This is a genomic window from Actinoplanes sp. NPDC051405 (assembly GCF_055586185.1).
On the sequence record NZ_JBVJIR010000002.1, the window covers coordinates 638,821 to 660,235 of the forward strand.

The 21,415-nt window shown below is 73.5% G+C and carries 22 protein-coding genes; 13 read left to right on the forward strand and 9 right to left on the reverse strand.

Annotation, left to right across the window (positions count from 1 at the left end; genetic code table 11):
- The first annotated feature begins 141 nt into the window (after nucleotides 1-141).
- The 10 genes from ACZ6S4_RS07385 to ACZ6S4_RS07430 all read left to right on the forward strand — a co-directional run bounded on the left by ACZ6S4_RS07385 (nucleotide 142) and on the right by ACZ6S4_RS07430 (nucleotide 10,166).
- The gene (locus ACZ6S4_RS07385) at nucleotides 142-735 is read left to right on the forward strand and encodes an aminoglycoside phosphotransferase/kinase family protein (protein ID WP_465474070.1); all 594 of its coding nucleotides are present in this window, start codon (nucleotides 142-144) and stop codon (nucleotides 733-735) included.
- The gene (locus ACZ6S4_RS07390; RefSeq protein ID WP_465474071.1) at nucleotides 732-2,375 is read left to right on the forward strand and encodes an FAD-dependent oxidoreductase; all 1,644 of its coding nucleotides are present in this window, start codon (nucleotides 732-734) and stop codon (nucleotides 2,373-2,375) included. The genes ACZ6S4_RS07385 and ACZ6S4_RS07390 overlap by 4 nt, the downstream gene beginning before the upstream one ends.
- Before the next feature lie 11 nt (nucleotides 2,376-2,386).
- A complete protein-coding gene (locus ACZ6S4_RS07395) occupies nucleotides 2,387-3,280 on the forward strand; it encodes a polysaccharide deacetylase family protein (protein ID WP_465474072.1) in 894 nt (297 codons plus the stop codon).
- A gap of 59 nt (nucleotides 3,281-3,339) precedes the next feature.
- The gene (locus tag ACZ6S4_RS07400; RefSeq protein WP_465474073.1) at nucleotides 3,340-4,425 is read left to right on the forward strand and encodes a glutamate-cysteine ligase family protein; all 1,086 of its coding nucleotides are present in this window, start codon (nucleotides 3,340-3,342) and stop codon (nucleotides 4,423-4,425) included.
- A 61-nt stretch (nucleotides 4,426-4,486) separates the two neighbouring features.
- A complete protein-coding gene (locus ACZ6S4_RS07405; protein ID WP_465474074.1) occupies nucleotides 4,487-5,989 on the forward strand; it encodes an IMP dehydrogenase in 1,503 nt (500 codons plus the stop codon).
- 71 nt (nucleotides 5,990-6,060) lie between these two features.
- Entirely contained in the window at nucleotides 6,061-6,612 is a 552-nt protein-coding gene (locus tag ACZ6S4_RS07410) for an RNA polymerase sigma factor (RefSeq protein WP_465474075.1), read from the forward strand.
- Complete coding sequence (locus tag ACZ6S4_RS07415) at nucleotides 6,609-7,409, forward strand: hypothetical protein (RefSeq protein WP_465474076.1); 801 nt, start codon at nucleotides 6,609-6,611, stop codon at nucleotides 7,407-7,409. The genes ACZ6S4_RS07410 and ACZ6S4_RS07415 overlap by 4 nt, the downstream gene beginning before the upstream one ends.
- Before the next feature lie 35 nt (nucleotides 7,410-7,444).
- Nucleotides 7,445-8,248 carry an ATP-binding cassette domain-containing protein gene (locus ACZ6S4_RS07420; RefSeq protein WP_465474077.1) on the forward strand — a complete coding sequence of 268 codons (804 nt, stop codon included), beginning with the start codon at nucleotides 7,445-7,447 and terminating at the stop codon, nucleotides 8,246-8,248.
- Entirely contained in the window at nucleotides 8,245-9,564 is a 1,320-nt protein-coding gene (locus ACZ6S4_RS07425; protein WP_465474078.1) for a hypothetical protein, read from the forward strand. Before ACZ6S4_RS07420 ends, ACZ6S4_RS07425 begins: the two co-directional genes overlap by 4 nt.
- Complete coding sequence (locus tag ACZ6S4_RS07430) at nucleotides 9,561-10,166, forward strand: hypothetical protein (RefSeq protein ID WP_465474079.1); 606 nt, start codon at nucleotides 9,561-9,563, stop codon at nucleotides 10,164-10,166. Before ACZ6S4_RS07425 ends, ACZ6S4_RS07430 begins: the two co-directional genes overlap by 4 nt.
- 92 nt (nucleotides 10,167-10,258) lie before the next feature.
- Here the strand turns inward: ACZ6S4_RS07430 and ACZ6S4_RS07435 are convergent, their stop codons facing one another.
- Entirely contained in the window at nucleotides 10,259-11,506 is a 1,248-nt protein-coding gene (locus ACZ6S4_RS07435; protein ID WP_465474080.1) for an MFS transporter, read from the reverse strand.
- Entirely contained in the window at nucleotides 11,503-11,988 is a 486-nt protein-coding gene (locus ACZ6S4_RS07440) for a MarR family winged helix-turn-helix transcriptional regulator (RefSeq protein ID WP_465474081.1), read from the reverse strand. Before ACZ6S4_RS07440 ends, ACZ6S4_RS07435 begins: the two co-directional genes overlap by 4 nt.
- A 49-nt stretch (nucleotides 11,989-12,037) precedes the next feature.
- Here ACZ6S4_RS07440 and ACZ6S4_RS07445 point away from each other — a divergent pair, with 49 nt between their 5' ends.
- Nucleotides 12,038-12,958, forward strand: coding sequence for a LysR family transcriptional regulator (locus ACZ6S4_RS07445; protein ID WP_465474082.1), 921 nt, complete (start codon nucleotides 12,038-12,040; stop codon nucleotides 12,956-12,958).
- Nucleotides 12,959-13,017: 59 nt separating this feature from the next.
- Entirely contained in the window at nucleotides 13,018-13,920 is a 903-nt protein-coding gene (locus tag ACZ6S4_RS07450) for a DMT family transporter (protein ID WP_465474083.1), read from the forward strand.
- Nucleotides 13,921-13,922: 2 nt separating this feature from the next.
- Here the strand turns inward: ACZ6S4_RS07450 and ACZ6S4_RS07455 are convergent, their stop codons facing one another.
- The 5 genes from ACZ6S4_RS07455 to ACZ6S4_RS07475 are packed head-to-tail and all read right to left on the reverse strand — an operon-like array spanning nucleotide 13,923 to nucleotide 17,824.
- A complete protein-coding gene (locus ACZ6S4_RS07455; protein WP_465474084.1) occupies nucleotides 13,923-14,264 on the reverse strand; it encodes a VOC family protein in 342 nt (113 codons plus the stop codon).
- Between the two features lie 20 nt (nucleotides 14,265-14,284).
- The gene (locus tag ACZ6S4_RS07460) at nucleotides 14,285-15,148 is read right to left on the reverse strand and encodes a TauD/TfdA dioxygenase family protein (RefSeq protein ID WP_465474085.1); all 864 of its coding nucleotides are present in this window, start codon (nucleotides 15,146-15,148) and stop codon (nucleotides 14,285-14,287) included.
- Nucleotides 15,145-15,924 carry an ABC transporter ATP-binding protein gene (locus tag ACZ6S4_RS07465; protein WP_465474086.1) on the reverse strand — a complete coding sequence of 260 codons (780 nt, stop codon included), beginning with the start codon at nucleotides 15,922-15,924 and terminating at the stop codon, nucleotides 15,145-15,147. The genes ACZ6S4_RS07460 and ACZ6S4_RS07465 overlap by 4 nt, the downstream gene beginning before the upstream one ends.
- Entirely contained in the window at nucleotides 15,911-16,939 is a 1,029-nt protein-coding gene (locus ACZ6S4_RS07470; protein WP_465474087.1) for a taurine ABC transporter substrate-binding protein, read from the reverse strand. Before ACZ6S4_RS07470 ends, ACZ6S4_RS07465 begins: the two co-directional genes overlap by 14 nt.
- A 9-nt stretch (nucleotides 16,940-16,948) precedes the next feature.
- The gene (locus tag ACZ6S4_RS07475) at nucleotides 16,949-17,824 is read right to left on the reverse strand and encodes an ABC transporter permease (protein WP_465474088.1); all 876 of its coding nucleotides are present in this window, start codon (nucleotides 17,822-17,824) and stop codon (nucleotides 16,949-16,951) included.
- 137 nt (nucleotides 17,825-17,961) lie between these two features.
- Here ACZ6S4_RS07475 and ACZ6S4_RS07480 point away from each other — a divergent pair, with 137 nt between their 5' ends.
- Nucleotides 17,962-19,389 (forward strand): MFS transporter, encoded by a 1,428-nt coding sequence (locus tag ACZ6S4_RS07480; RefSeq protein ID WP_465474089.1) that lies wholly within the window; start codon nucleotides 17,962-17,964, stop codon nucleotides 19,387-19,389.
- Here the strand turns inward: ACZ6S4_RS07480 and ACZ6S4_RS07485 are convergent.
- Together ACZ6S4_RS07485 and ACZ6S4_RS07490 are read right to left on the reverse strand one after the other, a co-directional pair.
- Entirely contained in the window at nucleotides 19,369-20,631 is a 1,263-nt protein-coding gene (locus ACZ6S4_RS07485; protein WP_465474090.1) for a hypothetical protein, read from the reverse strand. The genes ACZ6S4_RS07480 and ACZ6S4_RS07485 overlap by 21 nt on opposite strands.
- Nucleotides 20,631-21,338: a hypothetical protein gene (locus tag ACZ6S4_RS07490; protein WP_465474091.1), complete on the reverse strand. Its 708-nt coding sequence runs from the start codon at nucleotides 21,336-21,338 to the stop codon at nucleotides 20,631-20,633. Before ACZ6S4_RS07490 ends, ACZ6S4_RS07485 begins: the two co-directional genes overlap by 1 nt.
- Nucleotides 21,339-21,415 lie beyond the last annotated feature (77 nt).

Genomic DNA, 21,415 nt, shown 5'->3' on the forward strand with positions numbered 1-21,415 from the left:
CGCCGGCCACCCGGACTTCACCGCCAACGTGGAGGCGTCGTACGCCGTCGAGCGGCGCGCCTGGGCGGAGGGAGTGCCCATGCCGAGCCGGTCCCGGATCCCGCCACCGGCCGGGCTCTGGCGCCGATCGGGGGCTCGCTGGTGCGCGTGCACCATTGGGTGGAGAGCTCGGCCGAGGCGGGCTCTCCCGTCGAGGCGGCCACGCTGCTGGCCGGCATCCATGCCGCGGGGCAGGAGCGCTGGGACCGGCCACCGGAGCCGGCCTGGGAGGCGGGCGCGTGGGGAGCCGAGATCGCCGCACTCGCGGAGTCCGTGGCCCGGGCGCCGGAGCGGGTGCCGGTGGTGGACAGCCACCGTGACCTCGACCCGAAGAACACCCTGCGGCGCCGGGACGGTGTGCTGCTCGCGATCGACTGGGACGCGGCCGGGCCGGTCTGCGCGGTGCGGGAGGCGGTCGCGGTCGCGCTCGACTTCGGCGGCGGAGATCCGGATGCCTTCCGGGCAGCGCTGCGGGCGTACGAGAAGAGCCGTGCCGTGGTCGTGCCCCGCGAACCGTGGGTTTTCGGCGGGTGGGTCGCTGCCCAGGGCGGCTGGCTGGATCACCAGGCGGCCCACGGCGGCAGCGAAGAGGCGGCAGTGACTCTCACCCGGCTGCGTCGCCTCGCCGTCACCCTGGGAGAACTCCAGGACGCGCTCTGGTGGCGGCCGGGGCGGCCGGGCATGCTTGGCCGGTGACCAGCACCGCAGCGGGCCCGGATCCCGCCGATCCCCGGTTCTCCGACGAGCAGCTCGCCGCGCTGCGGGCCTACGGCGGGCCGCGCCGGGTGCCGGCCGGTGCCGTCGTCTACAGCCCGGCCGACGCGCGCAACGACCTGCTGGTCGTGCTCGCCGGCGAGATCGTGGTCGGCGACGAGTCGCCGGGCAACGAGGTGGAGTTCGCGCGGTTCGGGGCCCGGGGCTTCGTCGGCGAGCTCAACCTGCTCACCGGGCAGCGGCCGTACGTGACGGCCCGGGCCGCCGTCGACAGCGAGCTGGTCGCCGTGCCGCTGGACCGGCTGCGGGAGCTGCTGGACCGCGAGACCGATCTGGCCGATCTCCTGGTCACCGCCATGATCGCCCGGCGCCGGTTGCGGCTGGCCGGGGCCCGGGACGCGCCTTTCGAGATCATCGGCACCGAGCGGTCCGAGGCGTCGCTGGCCCTGCGGACCTTCCTGAACCGCAACACCATCCCGTACCGGTGGGTCGACGCGGACGCCGACGGCGGGCCGGACGAGCTCGCCTCGGCCGGGGCGGGCCGCGCGGATCTTCCGGTGGTCGTGCATCCTGGCGGGGTGCTGCTGCGCTGCACGCCCGGGCGGCTCGCCGAGGTGCTCGGGCTGGCCCAGCTGCCCGGCGACGACCTGCTCTACGACGTGGCGGTGATCGGGGCCGGTCCGGCCGGGCTGGCCGCGGCCGTCTACGGCGCGTCCGAGGGGCTGCGGGTGGCCGTCTTCGACGCGACCGGGCCGGGCGGGCAGGCCGGCACCAGCTCGCGGATCGAGAACTACCTCGGCTTCCCGGACGGCATCTCCGGCGCCGAGCTGACCACCCGGGCGACGATCCAGGCCCAGCGCTTCGGGGCCCGGCTCAACAGCCCGTGCCGGATCACCGGGATCGAGCGGCAGCCGGACGGCTTCACCCTGCTGCTCGGGGCCGGCCCGCGGCTGGCGGCCCGTACGGTCGTGGTCGCGACCGGGGCGCAGTACCGGCGGTTGCCGCTGGACAACTGGACCCGGCTCGAGGGCGCGGGCATCTACTTCGCCGCCACCGAGCTGGAGGCCGGGCTCAGCGCGAGCGGCCCGGTGTTCGTCCTCGGCGGCGGCAACTCGGCCGGGCAGGCGGCCCTGTTCCTGGCCCGGCGGTGCACGCGCGTGACCGTCGTGATCCGCCGCGAATCGCTGGCCGAGTCGATGTCGCAGTACCTGGTCGACCGGATCGACGCACATCCGGTGATCACGGTGGCCTCGTCCACCGTCATCGCGGGGGTGGACGGCGGCGAGCACCTGGAGACGGTGACGCTGCGGCACGCGGCGACCGGTGAGGTCAGTCAGGCGCCGGCCCGGGGCCTGTTCTGTTTCATCGGCGCGCGGCCGGCGACCGGGTGGCTGCCGGCCGAGGTGGAACGCGACGACGACGGCTTCATCCGTACCGACGTGGCGCTGGGCGGTTCGCGGCTGCCGTACGAGACCTCCCTGGACGGGGTCTTCGCCGCCGGTGACGTGCGCCTGGGCTCGATGAAGCGGGTGGCGGCGGCGGTCGGCGAGGGCTCATCGGTGATCAGGTCGGTGCATCAGCACCTCAGCGAGCGTACGGGCGACCTTGTCCGTCCTTGGTAGCTTTCTGTCACATGATCATCCATCGTCCCTCCTTCCTCAAGCGCGAACCGTCCCCTCCGCCCGTAACGGACAGTGACGGTGCGAGTGCGCGGGAGCCGGCGATCTCGCGGCGGCGCCTGCTGCGGGCCGGGCCCGGACTGGCCGGGGCACTGGTGCTGGCCGGCTCGGCGTCGGCGTCGGCTGCGCGCGTACCGTCGCCGCGGGCCACCACCTCGCCGCGACCGGCGGCACCGCGACCGTCCGGGAAACCGCCGGCAGCCGGCCTGCGGCCGCTGAAGGAGCCGGTGTTCACCCTCAAGGACTACCGGCGCGTGCTGCCCGGCCCGGCGTTCCCGTCCGACGCGGTCGCGCTGACCATCGACGACGGGCCGCACCCGGTGTGGACGCCCAAGATCCTGCGGCTGCTCGACAAGCACCACGTGCCCGCACTGTTCTGCATGATCGGCAACCAGGTGCTCGGGCACGAGGCGGTGGCCCGCAGCGTGGTCCGCGACGGCCACCAGGTGGCCAACCACACCTGGAGCCATCCCACCAAGATGGGCCGCCGGCCGGAGCGCCACCTGCGCCGGGAGCTCAGCCGCGCCCAGGAGAAGATCTACGACACCACCGGGTACGCCCCGGCGCTGTTCCGCTCCCCCGGCGGCGACTGGTCACCGACGCTGCTGCGGGCGGCGGCCAAGGCCCGGATGGTCCCGCTCGACTGGAGCGATGACCCGCGCGACTGGTCCCGCCCGGGCGTCGCGGCGATCACCCGGCGCCTGCTGGCCGCCCGGCCGGGCCAGATCCTGCTCTGCCACGACGGCGGGGGCGACCGCTCGCAGACCTACACCGCCCTGCGCACGGTGATCCCGGCGTTGAAAGCCCGCGGTTACCGCTTCGTGGCCCTCGATCACCGCCGGCCCTAAGGCCCACAATTCCTGTCGGGTGAGTAGGATGGGATTCCGCATCGACCCGGGAGCGCCGCGTGATATCGCTGACCGAACCGGCCGCCGAGCTCCTGGTGGCCGAGCACGCCTTCACCCCCGGGCTCCCGGGTTTCGTCGGCCTCTCCGTGGACCTGCTGCTCGACGAGCCGGGGCTGCCGGACTCGCTGGTCGGCTCGCTGCGCGAACGCCCGCCGCTGCGGCACGGCCTGCTCGGCGCCCGCTCGCCGCGGATCGCGGTGGTCAGCGGCCCGCCGTCGCCGGGCATCGAGGTCTGCGCCGAGCGGATGGCCGAGGACCTGCCGATGCCGCACCCACTGATCGCGGGACACCGGATCGCCGTCCTGACCGAGGCCGCCGACGCCGTCGACCCGGCGATTGCCGCGGGTGACACGTACGCCACGGCGACCGCGGGCATCCGGGTGGCGCTGGAGGCGGGCACCGACGGGGACGGGCCGTTCGGGCTGCGCCGGCGGTGGAATCTGGCCCACGCGCTCGCACCCGTGCTGGCCGCGGCGTTCGCCAACGCACCGCTGCGGCACGGCCGGCCCTCCGGCTGGCGCAGCACCCGCCAGGCCCTGCGCCGCGGTCTGCCGTCCGCACCGGCCGGCCCCGACCCGCGCGGCGCCTGGACGGCCCTGGTCCTGGACGCGCCGGTGGCGGGAACGGGCCGGACGCTGCGGGCGTGGAGCCGGTCCGGGCCCGGCGACCGGCCCACCGTCACCGACCTGACCCGGCACCTGGCGAGCCTGCGGCCCCCGGTGGCGGCCCGCGGGCACCTGGAGCTGGACGTGGCCGACCGGCAGCCCGGCCACGGCTGGCGGGTGCCGCTCGCGGTGATCGCCGCGCTGCTCGACGACCCGCAGGCGGCCACGGAGGCGGAGGCGGCGACGCGGGCGCTGGCGGGCACGCCCCGGCTCTGGGAGCGCGCCGCCCGCGACGCTCTCACCGATCCCGAGCTGGCGGCGGTCGCACGGGAGTGTTTCGTGGCGGCGTACGCGTCACTGGCCCGTCAGGGGATTTCGCGCGAGCTGCGGGACGCGGTCGCCGACTTCACCGAACGGTACGTGCTGCGCGGCCGCTGCCCGGCCGACGACGTCCTCGACCGGGCGACAGCGCGCCCCTGAGGACCGGCCGGCTGCTAGGTTCGTACCTTTATGTCGGCCCGGCCCACTGCTCAGGAGCCTTGTGAAGATCCTCGACGAAGTGTCGCGAACGCTCAACGAATTCCTGCTCGTCCCCGGCCTCACCACCGCCGGCTGCACCCCGGACAATGTCGACCTCGGCGCGCCGCTGGTGCGCCACCGGGTCGGTGAGCCCGCGGCCATCCGGGTGGCCACTCCCCTGACCAGCGCGATCATGGGCGCGGTGTCCTCGCCGCGGCTGGCCATCGCGCTCGCCCAGTGCGGCGGGCTCAGCTTCGTGCACCAGAACCAGCCGGTGGCCGCCCAGGCCGCGATGGTGCAGGCGGTCAAGCGGCACAAGGCCGGCTTCCGGTTCTCCGACATCAACATCAAGCCGTCGGCCACCCTCGGCGAGGTCGCGCTCCTGCTGGAGTCGGCCGAACGGGACGTCGCGGTGGTCACCGACGACGGCAGCCCGCACGGGCGGTTCGTCGGGCTCATCTCGACCGACGACTTCCATCCGCACCGGCACGACCTCGGCAGCCCGGTCGACTCCCGGATGCGCCCGGCGCAGGATCTGGTCACCGCCCCGCTCTCGATCACGCTCTCCGAGGCCAACACGCTGATCTGGGACCACCGCCTCGACGTGCTGCCGGTGGTCGACGCCGACGGGCTGTTGCAGTCCATCGTGCTGCGCCGCGACTACGAGCTGCACAAGCGGTTCCGCAACGAGTCCATCGACGCCGACAAGCGGTTCCGGGTCGGCGCCGGGGTCAACACGCACGACTACCGCGAACGCATCCCGGCGCTGGTCGAAGCGGGCGCGGACCTGCTCTGCATCGACTCCTCCGACGGCTATTCGGTGTGGCAGGCCGACACCCTGAAGTTCGTCCGGGACACCTACGGCGACCAGGTGCGGATCGGCGCGGGCAACGTGGTCGACGCCCGGGCGTTCCGCTACCTCGCCGACGCGGGGGCGGACTTCGTCAAGGTCGGCATCGGCGGCGGCTCGATCTGCACCACGCGCGACCAGAAGGGCATCGGGCGCGGGCAGGCGTCGGCGCTGATCGACGTCGTCGCCGGGCGGGACGCGTACGCCGCGGAGACCGGGGTGTACGTGCCGCTGTGCTGCGACGGCGGCCTGCTGACCGACGCGCACATGGCGGTGGCGTTCGCCCTGGGCGCCGACTTCGTGATGCTGGGCCGCTACTTCGCCCGCTTCGACGAGAGCCCGTCGCCGCTGGTCCGGGTCGGCGGTCAGTTCTTCAAGGAGTACTGGGGTGAGGGCTCCAACCGGGCCCGCAACGTGTCGCGCTACGAGCACGGCGGTGGCAGCCGGCTCACCTTCGAGGAGGGCGTCGACGGCTACGTGCCGTACGCGGGCAGCCTCTACGACAACGTGGCCCTGACCATCGCCAAGCTCAAGGCGACGATGATCAGCTGCGGGGCGACCGACCTGCCGGGCTTCCACCGCGACGCGGTGCTGGTGCCGGTGTCGCAGCAGAGCTTCCTGCAGAACAGCGCGGAGATCCAGTTGCGCGACCGCCCCGGCGACGCGGGCCGGTGATCAGCCGCCAGCAGTGACTCATGTCACACGCGCTGGAGAACCGCGGGCGGTGATCTTTCGTCTTGCTGGGTGTGAGACGAAGCTTGGACGCGGCCGGCGAGGACGACCTCGTACGCCGCACCGCCGCCGGTGACCGGGGCGCATTCGACGAGTTGTACCGGCGTACGTCGCCGTGGCTGCTCGCCCGGTTGCGTCGCCGGTGCGCCGACGAGGACGTCGTCGCCGACGTGATGCAGGAGACGTACCTCGCCGTGTGGCGGGCCGCGGGCACCTTCGCCGGGTCCGCCACCTCCGGCAACGGGATCGGCTGGCTGTGGACCATCGCGGCCCACCGCCTCGTCGACGCGTTCCGGCGCCGGGCCCGGCAGAACCAGCTCCCGGCGGTGGCGCTCACCGAGACGGTCGCGCCGGCCGCCGAGGACGAGGTGATGGCCGCCCGGGTCGGTCAGGAGCTGGAACACGCCCTGCTCGTGCTCCCACCGGAGGCGCGGCAGGTGCTGCAGGCGATGGTGCTCGACGGTTTCTCGGTGCGGGAGACGTCGCTGCTGCTGGGCGTACCGGAGAACACGGTGAAATCCCGGGCCCGGCGGGCCCGGCTCGCGCTGCGGGAGGCGCTCTCATGACGACCCATCCGAACCCCGCGGTGATCGCCCGCTACGCCGACCCGGCGGCCGAGCTCGACGAGGTCACGGTGTGGTCGGTCGAGGTGCACCTGGAAGGGTGCGCGCACTGCCGGGCCCTGGTGGCCGGCAGCACGGCCGACGACACCCGGAGCCTGCTCGCCCGGGTCGCCGCCGGGCTGGACGACGGCATCGCCGCCGGTCCGGCCCCGGTGCGCCGGCCACGCTGGTCGGCGGCACGGCACCGGTGGGTGGTCTGGCATCTGATGCCGTGGCTCACCATGACGGTCGCGGTGCTGGCCTGCGCGGTGCTGCTCCAGGCGCTGGCGCCCGGGATGCCGTCGCTGGTGTCGCTGCTGGCTCCGGTGGCGCCGCTGCCGGGCGTCGCGATCGCGTGGAGCCGGCGTCACGACCCGGCCTGGGAACTGATCGCGGGTACGCCGGCGGCCGGGCTGACGATGCTGTTACGGCGTACGGCCGGGGTGCTGGCCGTCGTGGTGCCGGCGCTGGCGCTGGCGAGCACCCGTACCGGAACCTCGCTGGCCCTGACGCTGCTGCCGTGCCTGGCCTTCACCGCCGCGACCATCGCCCTGGGCGCCTTTGTCGGGGTGCGCCTGGCCGCTCTCGGCCTGGGCGCGGCCTGGGCGCTGGCCGTGATCGTGCCGGCCGTGGTCACCGCCGAACTGCCGGCGGTGCTGCGAGCGGGCAGTTCTCCCGGGTGGGCGCTGCTCACCCTCACGCTGGCCGGGCTCGCCGTGTTGCGGGCCGACAGCTTCCGCCGGCTGTCCAGCCACAACTGAGCTCCCGGGCATCCGCCCCTACTTTCGGAGGATTGATGATGCGTACGGTGAGCGCGGACGAGACGGCTCCCACCACCCACCCCTGGGCGGTCCATGCCCAGGAGCTGCGGGTGCGCGCCGGCCGGCATCTCGCCGTCGACGGGCTGGACCTGGCCCTCGGCACCGGGGTGCACGGCCTGCTCGGTCCGAACGGCGCCGGTAAGACCACGCTGATGCGGGCACTGGCCACGGTGGTCAGGCCCGCCGGCGGCCGGCTGACGCTGCTCGGCGAGGCGGTCGACGGCCGGGCCGATCTGCGCCGGGTCCGCCGCGGCCTGGGCTACCTGCCGCAGCAGTTCGGCTTCTATCCCCGGTTCACGGTCCGGGAGTTCGTCGAGTACATGGCCTGGCTCAAGGAGATGCCGAAGCCGGCGGTGCCGGGCGCGGTGCAGCGGGCGATCGACCGGGTGGGGCTCACGGCCAAGGCCGGCGCGCGGATGAAGACGCTGTCCGGCGGCATGCTGCGCCGGGCCGGCATCGCCCAGGCGATCGTCAACGACCCGGCCGTGCTGCTGCTCGACGAGCCCACCGTCGGGCTCGACCCGGAGCAGCGGCTCGACTTCCGCGAACTGCTGCGTGATCTCGGCGTCGACAGCTGCGTGCTGGTCTCCACGCACCTGGTGGAGGACGTGGTCGTCGCCTGCACCGACGTCGTCCTGATGAACGAGGGACGGCTGGTCTATCAGGGCACGCCGGACGACCTCATGACGCAGGGCGGCCAGGGCGACGCCGGGGACAGCCCGGCCGAGCGCGGCTATTCCGCGCTGCTGCGCCGGCACCGGGCGGAGGCCGGCCGATGACCCGCATCCTCGGTATCGAACTGCGCCGCTCGGCGGCGCTCGGGTCGGCCCTGGCCCTGGCGGTGGCCGGCACCCTGCTGCTCTTCTTCGCCGAGGGGATCGGCTTCTCCACCGGCTGGATGCAGCTGGCCATGACGCAGCGGCTCTACCTGGCGGTGCTCTGGCCGCTGGCGCTGGCTGCCGGTGCCTGGCAGGCCCGGCGGGAGTACCGGTCCAACGTGGAGGAGCTGTTCGGCAGCACGCCTCGCCCGCGAGCGCACCGGACCGTGCCGACGCTCGGCGCGATGGGTGTCGCGGTGGTGGGCGGCTACCTGGCGATGGGGATCGCGGGCGCCGTGTGGATCGTCAGCACCGCGCGGTACTTCCCGCCGGCCGCCCTGGCCGTCACGGCCGTCGGCGTGTTGGCACTGGTCGCGGCGGTCTGGGTCGGCCTGGCGGTCGGCCGCCTGCTGCCCTCGCTCATCACCGCCCCGGCGCTGGGCGTGGCCGGCCTGGCGCTGCTGTTGCTGATCCCGGCCGCGACGCGGCCCCGGGGGTGGCTGGCGCTGGTGTTCTCGCCGATCTACGAGATGAACATGCCCGGTGCCTACGCGACCGTGCCCGGCCGGGTCAGCGCCGCCCAGGCCGTCTGGCTGGCCGCGCTGGCCGTCGCCGCCGTGCTGCTGTTCGCGTCCGGCGGCTGGCGGATCCGGGTGGCCGCGCTGCTGCCGGTGGTGCTGGGCGCGTCGCTGGCCATAGCCGTGATGCCGCACCGGAACAGGTTCGTGTCGGACGCGATCGACCCGGTGGCGCGGGCCCTGGTCTGCACCGACGACCAGCCGCGGGTGTGTGTCAGCCGGGTCCACTCCGGACTGCTCGCCGAGGTGACCCCCAAGGCCCGCGAGGGCCTGGCCGTCCTGGCGAAACTGCCGGGCGGCCCGACCGAGGTGCACGAGGACACCACCACGTACCCGGACGTCTACCCGGCGTGGCGTGAGGACGTCGCCCTGCTCCGGCTCGAGACCGGCCCGGACGGTCACGTCCTGGCACCATCCGCGACACCGGCGGAAGTGGTGTTCGGAGCCTTCGGGAGCCCACCCGGATGTGAGAAGTCGGCCGGCTGGCCGGAGCGGCTCGCCGCCGCCTCGTGGTTGATCGGACGCGAGCCGGTGGCTGACGAGATGTCCGACCCGGAGGTGCACAACAGTGCCGTGCAACTGTGGCAGAGCCTGCGGCAGCTGCCCGAGGACGAGGCGAAAGCGCGCGTGGTGGCGCTGCGCCGGGCCGCGCTGAGCTGCTCGGTCGGCGAAGGGCTGCTCGCGGGGACCGCGCGATGAGGTGGCTGACGCTCTATCTGCGCTCCCGGCGGGCCCCGATGGCGCTGGCCGCGGCCGGCGGCCTCGCGGTGCTGATGTGGTCACTGTGGTCGGTGTTCTCGAACACGCGCGAGGTGGGCTTCCAGATGGTCGTCCTGACCGTGCTGCTGCTGGTCGTCGCGCTGACCGCCACGCTCGGCGGCCCGGACGACGCGCTGGAGGGCACGGCCGCGTTGCGGTGGCCGCGGCGACGGGTCGCGCACCTGCTGATGGCATCGGTGGTCGTCGTGGTGCTGCTGCTGGTCACGCTGGCGACCGGTGCGCGCTTCGGGCCCGGGTGGTTTGTGGTGCGTGACGCGGCCGGGCTGCTGGGGCTGACCGCCCTGGCCGCGGCCACGATGGGCACTGCCCGGGCCTGGTTCCTGCCGCTGGCCTGGACGCTGGCCGCGGCTCTGTTCCCCCGTCCGGAACCGGTCCTCGGCCAGGTCCTGACGTGGCAGTCCCAGCCTCCGGCGAGCACGGCCGCGAACCTCACGGCGGCGTTGCTCGCGCTCGGCGGGCTGGTCGCCTACGCGGCGGCGGGGCCGGCCCGGCGCCCGCCGGCCGAGGCCGGCCAGCACTGAGGTGGACGGAACCGCCCGGCGCCGGCCGGCCCAATCGGGCCGGCACCGGGCCCGGCCGGCTGGGCCGGGTGCGGTCGGGCCGGTCGGGCCGGTCAGGGCACCGGCTCGGTGGCCCGGTCCTCGACGGTGAAGCGGCGCAGCGCGGGCGTCGTCAGCGCGATCAGGCCCGTCGCGACGACGCCGAGGACTCCTCCGATGGCCAGGGACGCGCCGCCCGAGGTCACCGTCGCGACCAGGCCGGCCCGCAGATTACCGAGCTGCGGACCGGCCGAGCCGACGATGTGCTCGAGGGAGGCCACCCGCCCCCGGTAGGCGGCCGGCGTCACCGTCTGCACCACCGTGCCCCGGGACACGACCGCCCAGGTGTCGGCCCCGCCGGCCACCGCCAGCAGACCCAGCACGACGAGCAGGTGGCCGCTGAGCCCGACCAGGCCCAGCGCCACCGCCCAGACGGCCCCGCAGACCAGCAGCACAGTCCCGGGGTGGCGGCGGTGGGTGGCCAGACCGGACAGCACCGAGGCGAACACCCCGCCGACAGCGACGGCCGTGATGAACAGTCCGAGGATCTCCGGCCGGCCCCCGAATCTCTCCTCGTTGATCACCGGGAACAGCGCCACGGGCATGGCCAGCAACGTCGCGGCCAGGTCGGCGAGGAACGCGCCCCGGACCTGCGGGGTGCGGACGGTGAACGCGAGACCGTCGCGGACCGCCGCCGCACCCGGACGTCCCGTCGCGCCCTGCACTCCCCGGGGCAGGCCGGCGATGCCGATCAGCGCGAAGCCGAAGGTGACCGCGTCGATGACGAAGCACCACGTGGTTCCCCACTGCGCGGTGACCAGGCCGGCCGCGGCCGGGCCGAGCAGCATGGCGAGCTGGAAGGACAGGTGGTTCAGGGCCAGGCCGGCGGCGAGCCGGTGCCCGCTGAGCAGCACCGGGGTGAAGGTCTGCTTGGCCGGCCCGCCCAGGGCGGCCAGCCCGGAGGCCGCGCCGGTGAGGACCAGCATCAGCGGTACGCCGCCCACGTCCGAAGCGGCCACCCCGGCCATCCCCACACTGATCAGCAGCTGGCCGTACGAGCAGCCCAGCGCCAGCCGCCGCCGGTCGACGTGGTCGGAGAAGGCACTGCCGGCCAGCGCGAGGACGATCAGCGGGATCGCGGTGACCAGGCCCACCAGCCCGACCATGGCGGCGCTGTGGGTGCGTTCCCAGATGTAGTAGACGACGGCGAAACCGCCGAACTGGCCGCCGAGGCCGGAGGCGGTGGTGCCCAGCCAGAGCCGGCGGAACGTGCGGTTCTCGCGCAGCGGGCGCAGGTCGACCAGGGAGTCGAGGGCACTCACGACTGCTCGCCGGCGAGGTGGTCGCGCAGCCGCTGGGCGAACGGGCGGCCGCTCAGCGCGGCCTGGATGTCGGCCACCGCCCGCATGATCGGGTACGGCAGCTCGGCGTCCAGGGCCAGCACGGTCGCCTCGGTGGCCCGCCACTCGGCCTGCAGGAACGGCAGGAGCTCGCGGGAACGGGCGGTCAGCTGGACCCGGCGCTTGCGCCCGTCGCTGTCGTCGGCCGGCTCGACCAGGCCGGCCTTGCGCATCGCCGCCACGGTCTGGCTCATCGCCGAGTGGCTGACCTTGCGGCGTTCGGCGATCTCCTTGATGGTCAGCGGGCCGCCGCGGCCGAGCTCGATCATCGGGCCGACGAAGCGGGTCCGGACCCCCTCGATGCCGGCCTCGGCGTACAGCCCGGCGATGTCGGCGTCCATGTCGGCGAGCAGGCGGAAGAGCGGACCGTAGTAGCTGCTGTCGAGCAGATCGGGAGGCGGCACCGGGAAACTGTAACAGCGCTTATATAAATTCTGCGCCTAGGATGCGGGCATGGGACAGATCGACCTGCGGCGGCTGCGCCTGTTGCGCGAGTTGCGCGACCGCGGCACCGTCACCGCCGTCGGCTCCGCGCTGCACATGACCTCGTCAGCGGTGTCGCAACAGCTCGCGCTGCTGGCCAAGGACGTCGGCGCGCCGCTGCTGGAGCCACACGGGCGGCGGGTGCGGCTGACTGACGCCGCCTGGTTGCTGCTGCGCCACGCGGACCGGCTGTTCGCCCAGCTGGAGCTCGCCCAGACCGAGCTGGACGCCTACGTGAGCGGGGCGGCGGCGACGGTCCGGGTCGACTGCTTCACCACGGCCGTGCCGGCCCTGGCGGTGCCGGCGATGGCCCGCCTGGCGACGGACGCGCCGCGGCTCACCCTGCGGGTGCGCGAGGCCGACACCGAGGAGGCGCTCGACCGGCTGCTGCGTGACGAGACCGACGTCGTGGTCGGGCTGGACGGAGAGGTACGAGCGGACGACGCGCGCTTCACCCGTACGCCGTTGCTGGTGGACCCGCTCGACGTGATCCTGCCGTCCGGTCATCCGCGGGCGGCCACCGCCGACCTATGTCTCGCCGACCTGGCCGAGGAGGAGTGGATCGTGCCGCCGGCCGGGCTGTGCCGGGACATCGCCCTGCGCGAGTGCGCGCTGGCCGGCTTCACGCCCCGGACCGCGCACACGGCGGACAGCTACGTCTCGGTCTTCGCCCTGGTCCGCGCCGGGCACGGCGTCGCGCTGGCGCCCCGGATGTGCGGCGCCGGCCAGGCGCCGGGCCTGACTGTACGGGCGCCACGAGCGCAACAGCCGGCGCGTCAGGTCTCGGTGTTCCTGCGGCACGCGGCCGAGCAGGCGCCGCACCTGCGGCCGGTGGTGGAGGCGTTCCGCCGGGCCGCCGCCGAGTTGGAGCAATCTTTCATTTCTGCTTAACAAAAGCGCTTAGAAACACCTGGTGGACGTCGGAGCCCCCGCACTTCGAGGATGGAACCATGAAGATTCGCTTCGTGGTTTTGGCGCTGCTCTGGGGCAGCAGCTTCACGTTCATCAAGGAGGCCCTGGCCGGCCTCTCCCCCGCGCAGCTCGTGCTGGCCCGGCTGGTGCTGGGTGCGGCGGTGCTGCTGAGCATCGCGGCGATCCGACGGGTGGGGCTGCCGCGCGGTGCCGCCGTCTGGGGCCACCTGACCGCCGCCGCCCTGTTCGGCAACGTCATCCCGTTCCTGCTGCTCTCCTACGGTGAGCGCACCGCGGGCGCCGGCATCGCCGGGGTGCTGGTCGGCGCGACCCCGCTGCTCACCCTCTCGGTCGCGGCCTTCGCGCTGGCCGAGGAACGCGCCACCGCGCGCAAGCTGATCGGGCTGCTGGTCGGCTTCGCCGGCCTGGTCGTGGTCATCGCGCCGTGGCGCACCGGAGGCGGCTCGGCCGGCGGGGAGCTGGCGTGCTTCGGCGCGGCGGTCAGCTACGCCGCCGGCTTCGTCTACGTCCGCAAGTTCCTGTCGCCGCGGCACCTCGCGCCGATGTCGCTCGCCGCCGGCCAGCTGTCCATGGCCGTGGTGCTGCAAGCGGCGGTCAGCCCGTTCCTGCAGTGGGGTGCGGTGTCGCTCACGCCGCGGGTGACGGTGAGCATCGTGCTGCTCGGCGTGCTGAGCACCGGGCTGGCGTACGTGCTGTACTTCCGGCTCATCGGTGAGGTCGGCGCGACCACGGCTTCCGCGGTCAACTACCTCGTCCCGATCGCGGCGGTCGTCGTCGGGGCGATCACGCTGGGCGAGCGGATCACTCCGACCACTGTGGCCGGTGGTGTGATCGTGCTGGTCGGCATGGCGTACGCGGAGAACCGCCTGCGCCGTCCGCGCCGGGACCCGGTCACCGCGGCCGCGTCGCAGCCGCGGTGACCTCAGAGCGGGCCGCCGCCGAGGCCGATCTCGTTGCCGTCCGGATCGCGGAAGATCGCCTTGCGCACGCCGTTCTCGTAGGTCTCGCTGTGGGCCGGCGTGAGGCCGCGCTCGGCGATCGCGGCCAGGCGGTCGTCGAAGTCGCTGACGAAGACCGTGTGCAGGGCGTGCCCGGCCCGGTCCGGGAGCACTTCGATGTACAGGAAACGGTGCTCCGCGAGCTCCCAGACCGCCTCGGTGTCGTTCGGCAGGAACGACGGCGGCTCCCCGAGGAGCTGCTCGTACCAGGCCGCCGCGGCGGTGTAGTCACGGACCGGGACGCCCGCGAACAGGTCCAGAGTCATCCGGCCATCGTGCCACCTGCTCAGCGGCGCCCGGGTCCCACCGGGACGTCGCCGCGCAGGGTGATCCGGTGCATGACCCGGCGTTCGGTGCCGTAGTCGCGGTTGGCGTAGTGGGCCGTGCTGCGGTTGTCCCACATCGCCACGTCGCCGGCCCGCCAGCGGTGCCGGACGATGTGCTCCGGCTTGGTCAGGTGGGCGTAAAGCAGGTCGAGGATGGCCCGGCTCTCGAACTCCGACACCCCGGTGATGTGCGAGGTGAAGCCCGGGTTGACGAAGATGCCCTTGCGGCCGGTCTCCGGGTGCACCCGGATCACCGGATGCTCCACCGGGTCGAGCCGGGTGACGACCTCGCCGTCCCACTCGTTGCCCTGGCCGCCGCGGCGCTGGGCCAGGTAGTAGCCGAACTCGCGGGTGCCGTCGTGGACCGCGGTCAGCCCGTCCACCAGGTCCCGGACCGCCGGGCTGAGCGAGTCGTAGGCCAGCTGCGAGTCGGCCCAGTTGGTGTCACCACCGCTGGGCGGCAGCGTGACGGCGCGCAGGATCGAGCCCAGCGGAGGGCGGCGCATGAACGTCACGTCGGTGTGCCACACGTCGGCGAAACCGTTGTCGGTGCTGTCCAGCGCGTACACCTCGGGGTGCGCGGCGTCGACCCCGCCGACCACCGGGTGTGAGGCGGTGAGCTCGCCGATCCGCCGGCCCAGCCGGACCTGGCCGTCGTCATCCAGGCGCTGGTCGCGGAAGAACAGCACCTTGCGCTCCACCAGGGCGGCCCGTACGGCGACGAGCTGCTCGTCGGTCGCGGCGCCCAGGTCCACCCCGTGCACCACCGACCCGAAGTGCGGGCCGAGCGCCTCGAGGTCGAGTCCCACTGCGGTCGCGGTCATGCGGACACTCCTTCTCCTACGGTGGCCGCCGCACGGACGGCGTGACCGATCTCCGAGCGCAGGGCGGCGTACGCGGGCAGCCCGCGCAGCTCGTCCGGCGCGATGCCGGTGCGCGGCAGGTCGATGGGCAGGTCCAGGGCGACCCGGCCGGGCCGCGCGCTGAGCACCACGACCCGGCTGCCCAGGAACACGGCCTCGTCGACGCTGTGGGTGACGAAGACACACGTACGGCCGGTGTCGGCACTGACCCGGCGCAGGTCCTCCTGCAGCCGCTCGCGGGTCAGCGCGTCCAGCGCGGCGAACGGCTCGTCCAGCAGCAGCAACGGGTTCGGCACGGCCAACGCCCGGGCGATGGCGACCCGCTGCTGCTGGCCACCGGAGATCTGCCAGGTCCGCCGGTGGGCCACGTCGTGCAGCCCGACGCCGGCCAGCAGCTCGGCCACCCGTTCGCCGCGGTCGGCGATGCCGGCGTAGCGCAGGGCCAGCTCGACGTTGCCGCCCACGGTCTTCCACGGGAACAGCCGTGGTTGCTGGAAGACCAGGCCCGCACCGCGGCCCGGCACGGGAGCCGTCCCGCCGGTGCGGACCGTGCCCAGAGTCGGCTGCTCGAAGCCCGCGATCAGCCGCAGCAGCGTGCTCTTGCCACAGCCCGACGCGCCGACCAGCACCAGGAACTCCCCGGCCGGCACGGTCAGGCTGACCGGCCCGACCGCCGTGACGTCGCCGTAGGAGTGCTGGACGCCGTCGAGCTCGACCGCGGCCTCAGCTGAGGACATCGGGCAGTCCCTTGACGTAGATGGACTTCCGCACGGTGGCCAGGTCCGGCACGGCGTCGATCTTCTGCTGGCTCTTGAGGAACTCCGAGGCGCTGACCAGGTTCTCGGCGAGCTTGCCGACCTGCGCCTCGGTGCCCAGCCACTCCGGCGAGGCGAGGTCCGCGGGCTTGAGGAAGACGCCCTGGCTGAGCTGCTTCTGGGCGTCGGCGGGGCTGAGGTTCAGCTCCTGGCCGACCGCCTTGGCCGCCGCGGCCGGGTCGTTGGCGATGATGTCCAGGGCCTGTGCCTCGACCTTGCGCCAGGCGTCGACCGCCTCGGGGTGCGCCTGGATGAACGCGGTGCTGACCACGCCCAGGTCCAGGGTGGGCTTGCCGGCGGTGGCCAGCTCCTTGCTGCTGATCAGGACCTTGCCGTTCTTCTTCAGCTCGTCCAGCGACGGCAGCCACGAGTACGCGGCGTCCAGGTCCCCGCGGGTCCAGGCGGCCAGGATGTCCTGCGGCTCGAGGTCCACGATGGTCACCTCGGACTCCTTGACCCCGGCCTTGTTCAGCGCGGCGAGCAGGCTGTAGTGCGCGGTGGAGGCGAACGGCGTGGCCACCTTCTTGCCGCGCAGCCCGGCCACGTCGGTGATCCCGCTGCCGTTGCGCGCGACCAGCGCCTCGTTGTCACCGGCCACGTCCAGCACGAACGCGACCTGGTACGGGATGTTCAGCGGCGCGGACAGCCCGCGGGCCACCGGGCTCGACCCGATCGCCGCGATGTCGATGCTGCGGCCCAGGAACGCGGTGTTGATGCTGGCGCCGGAGTCGAACTTGGTCCAGGTGATCTTGTAGTCCGGCAGCGCCTTCTCCAGCAGCCCCTGGTTCTTCACGATCAGGTCCCCGCTCGGGAACGCCTGGTACGCGAGCCGGATGGTCTTGTCCGCCGACCCGGAACCACCGCTGGCGGCACCGTCGCCGCAGGCGGCCGTCGCGAGCAGCAGAGCGGCGGCGAGAACGGAAAGGAGTTTCTTCACGGAGGTTCCTTAACTACGGCCGCGCCACGGGATCAGCCGGTCCTCGGCTGTCCGCAGCAGGGCGTCGATGAGCAGGCCGGAGAGGCCGATGGCGAACAGGCCGAGCACGACCACGTCGGTCTGGGAGTAGCGCTGGGCGTCGCGGATCAGCCCGCCGATCCCGGGGACGCCGTTGATGGTCTCGGCCGCGACGACCGAGGAGTACGCGACGCCGACGGCAAGCCGCGCGCCGGTGAAGATCTCGGGCAACGCGTTCGGCAGCACCACGTCCCGGGTGGTCTGCCAGCGTCCGGCCCCCAGCGCCCGGGCCGCCTCGACCAGCCCGGTCGGCGCCGAGTAGACCGCCGCGGCGGTGGCCACGGCGACCGGCGGCAGCGCGGCGATGGACAGCAGCCACAGCTTGGGCGTCTCGTCGATGCCGAACCAGATGATGAACAGGCTGAAGTAGGCCAGCGGCGGCAGCGCGCGGACGAAGGTGACGACGGGTTCGACCACGACCCGCAACCAGCCGACCGTTCCCATCAGGATGCCGAGGACCAGGCCGCCGCCGATGCCGATCGCCGAGCCGATGAGGATGCGCCGCAGGCTCACGCCGAGGTGCTCGATGAGCAGGTGGCCGCTGTAGCCGCGGATGCCGTCGTGGGTGGACGACGTGACGATCAGCTGGTGCCAGACGGCCGCCGGGGCCGGGATGAAGGTCGGGTTGCGCACCAGCCGCGCGGCGACCTCCCAGAGCACGTAGAGCACGACGAGCGAGACGAGCCGCAACACCAGGCGACGCCGGCGCCCGCCACGCGCGGCCGGGGCGGGACGGACAGCGCTCGGCGCCCCCAGGCCCGGATCGGCACCGGCGGGAGCCGGCGGAACGGACACGGAGGTGCTCACGGACGACTCCTGCGGGACGGCGGATGCGGCCTGCTATTCCTATAGCCTTACTAGGCTTTTGGGCAAGCCCCCGTCCCGCCTGCTGGAAGCGAGCTGCGTCCTAACCACCCGGGGCTGCCCTCCCCTACGGTCTGGGCGTGCCGAACCGCCGTACCGTCTCGCTGGCGATCTGCCTGTGCGCCGCCTTCACCACCCTGCTCGACCAGTCCAGCCTCAACACGGCGATCCCGTCGCTGCGCACAGCCCTGGACGCCGGGCCCGGCACCCTCCAGTGGATCGTCGCGGGCTACTCGCTCACATTCGGGCTGGCCCTGGTGCCGGCGGGCCGGCTGGGCGACGCGCACGGCCGCAAATGGCTGTTCGTCGGCGGGCTGAGCCTGTTCACCGCGGCGAGCGTGGTGGGCGGCACGGCGGAGTCGGCGTGGGTGGTCGCGCTGGCCCGGCTGCTGCAGGGCGTGGGCGCGGGCACGGTCAACCCGCAGATCTTCGGCATCATCCAGGAGCTGTTCACCGGGCGCGAGCGGACCCGCGCCCTCGCGGCGTACGCGACGGTGGGCGGGATCTCCGGCGTCATCGGGCCCCTGGTCGGCGGCACGGTCATCGGGGCGCTCGGCGAGCAGCACGGGTGGCGGTGGGTGATGCTGCTCAACGTGCCGTTCGGGCTGATCACCGTACCCTTGGCCCTGAAATGGCTGCCCGCGGCGGCCCGGCGGCCCGGCACCCGGCCGGCCCTGGACCTGGCCGGGCTCGCCCTGCTGGCCACGGCCACGCTCGCCGTGCTGCTGCCCTTCGTCCTGCCGGACGGCCAGGGCCCGCCGCGGTTCTGGTGGCCGGTGGTCGCGGCGGCGGCGCTGGTCACGCTGATCGCCTGGGAGCGACGGTACGCCCGCAGCGGCCGCACCCCGATCCTGCTCCCGGCCCTGCTGGGCTCCCGCGGCTTCAGCCTCGGCGCCCTGACCGCGATGTTCCAGTTCGGCGCGACCATGTCGGCGTCGCTGGCCCTCACGCTGTTCCTGCAGGACGGGCTCGGCTGGTCGCCGCTGCACGCGGCGCTGACGATCCTGCCCAGCTCGCTCGGCTTCGCGATCGCCTCGTCGCAGAGCTGGCGCCTGGTCAGCCGGTACGGCCGGATCAGCGTGGTGTGGGCCCTGACCGGATCATTCGTGACGCTGGCGCTGACGGCGGCGGTGATCGGCTGGGTGCCGGCGGAACAGATCGGCATCGCGCTGACGGTGACCCAGCTGGCGATGGGGGTCTCCGGCGGCCTGATCATCTCGCCGAACCAGGCGTTGACGCTGGCCCACGCGCCGGCCTCGGCGGCCGGGCTGGCGGGCGGATTCCTGCAGGTGTCGCAGCGGATCTCGGCGACGATCGCGACGGCAGCGGTGGCCGGGGTGGTGCTGGCGGGCATCACGGCGGGGGTGGCGCGGGAGGCGGTGGCGCACGGGCTGGTCATCTGCGTGGCCATGCTGGCGCTGGCGACTGTCTGCGCAGCCTTGGATGTGCGGCGGGCGGGGGTTGGCGCCGCCCCGGCCGGTGCTGCCTTAACTCTGGAACAGCAGTGAGAAGCGGGCGTCCGTGGGGGCGCCGCGGGCCCAGCAGCGGACCCGGACGGTGACGACGTCGTCCCGTTCGTCCGGGACGGCATCCGGGTGGCAGGACGCGGCGGTGTGGTAGGCGGAGACCTGCGTGTGCCCGCCGCGGGTGAGTTCGGCGGCCGGCATCTTCACCAGGTAGTCACCGGCGGATCGGCGCTCGACCATGGCCAGTCGACCGGCGGACGAGAACTGGTACAGCGAGCTGGGCGTGTAGCTGCGCGCACCCGCATCGTTGCTCCACAGCTGGGCGCCCTCGATCACGATCCCCGGCAGGGCAGCCAGATTGACCGAGTAGGTGAGGGTGAAGCGGCTGTCGACCGGAGCTCCGGCTGCGTCGAAACATTCCACCTTGACGAACATCGAGTCCACGCCCGTGGTCTTCTCGTGGTGGGGATACCAGATCGTCGGGTTGCAGACGTGGACAACCTCGCCCACGGGGGTCACCTTCACGACGCCCGGCATCCTCTTCTCCGCCGACCGCTGCACACCCTGCAGGAACACCTCGTACACGCCGGCGCCTCGGCGCTCGACCGAGTTGGGGACGTTGAACGAGTTGAAACTGTAGTTCTCGTCCGGGATGAAGGGTGACGCGCTGCCGAGGTCGTAGCGCAGGTAGGCCAGCGCGCCGGTGCCCGGAACCGCCTGGAGGAAGCGGACCGCGAACCCGGAGTCAGCCGGTTCGCCGCGGCCGTCCACGCAGTTCACCCGGACCAGCAGGTCCAAGCCGTCGGCCGCGCGGCCCCAGCGACTCGTGCCGCAGACCCGGTGCACGCCGGACACTGCGGTCACTTCCACGGTGCCGCTGTCGACGCCCAGATCCTCCAGGCTGACGTCGTAGGTCCCCGTAGCACGCCGTGTCACCGTCTGACCGCCACCGCGCGAGTTGCACGAGCCGGTCACCGCGGGCCGCGGATATGCTGCGGTGCCGGCCGGCACCGTCAGCCAGGCGGCGTCGAGCAGCACCCGGCCCTTGTCGGAGATGCCGCAACTCGCCGCACGCGAGGCGAGTTTCTTCACGACGATCGGCCCGGCCCACCACCCGAGGGCGACGACCGCGGTGAGCACCGTCGCCACCGCGCTGAGTACCGCGGTCCACTTCTCGAGGGACCACGTGCGCCACTCCCGTTCCCGGATCCGCTCTCGCAGAGACTTGGTGTCCGTCGGCGGCGTGCGGCGACCCGCCGGCTGACCACGTTCCCCCTCGGCCATCAGCGGGTGGCCGGCATCCCGCCGTTGTCACCGCCGCCCGACATCGAAGTGCCCCTTTCCTGGCCCATCACTGGATTCGCCGGGACAGCCCGTCCGATGCCCGGCCTGACGGTGTCCGGTCCCATGCCGGGGGTCACCACGACCACGCGCGTCATGGTCGGTGGTGCGTTGCCCGGCTCCATCGTCCGCACCGGGGCCACGGCAGGCTTTGCCGGAACCGGCGGCGGGCCTTGTCGCGGCGGCGCAGGCTTGTCCGGAATCGGCGGCGGCCCGTGGTGCGGCGGCGCGGGCGGTGGTGGAGCCGGCGTGTCGAGCCCGGCATGCGGCGCGCCGCCATTGAATACCGGCGGCGGCCCTCCCTGCCCACCGGGCCCCTGCCCACCGGGGCCTTGTCCGTTCACTCCCTGGCCGTTTGCGCCCTGGCCGTTTGTGCCCTGGCCGTTTGTGCCCTGGCCGTTTGTGCCCTGACCGCCGGCTCCTTGGCCGCCGGCCGGCGGCATCCGGCCCTGATCGCCGCTGTCCGGCATGGTCGGCGGGCGGCCACCATCCGGCATCAGGTGGTCACCCGGCATGACCCTGTCGACGATCGCCTCCCACCCACCCGGCCGCGACTCGTCGGCGCTCCCGCCGGGCGAGGTCGATCCCGAGCCGCCGTCCGCACTCCCGCATCCGGCCAGCACCCCGCCGCACGCGACGACCAGCGCCAAGCTCGCGATTCTCCGCACGCCTGGTGAACGCGCAAAGACGGCGCCGGTTGCGGTGGCACCTGCGGGTTCGCCCGAGT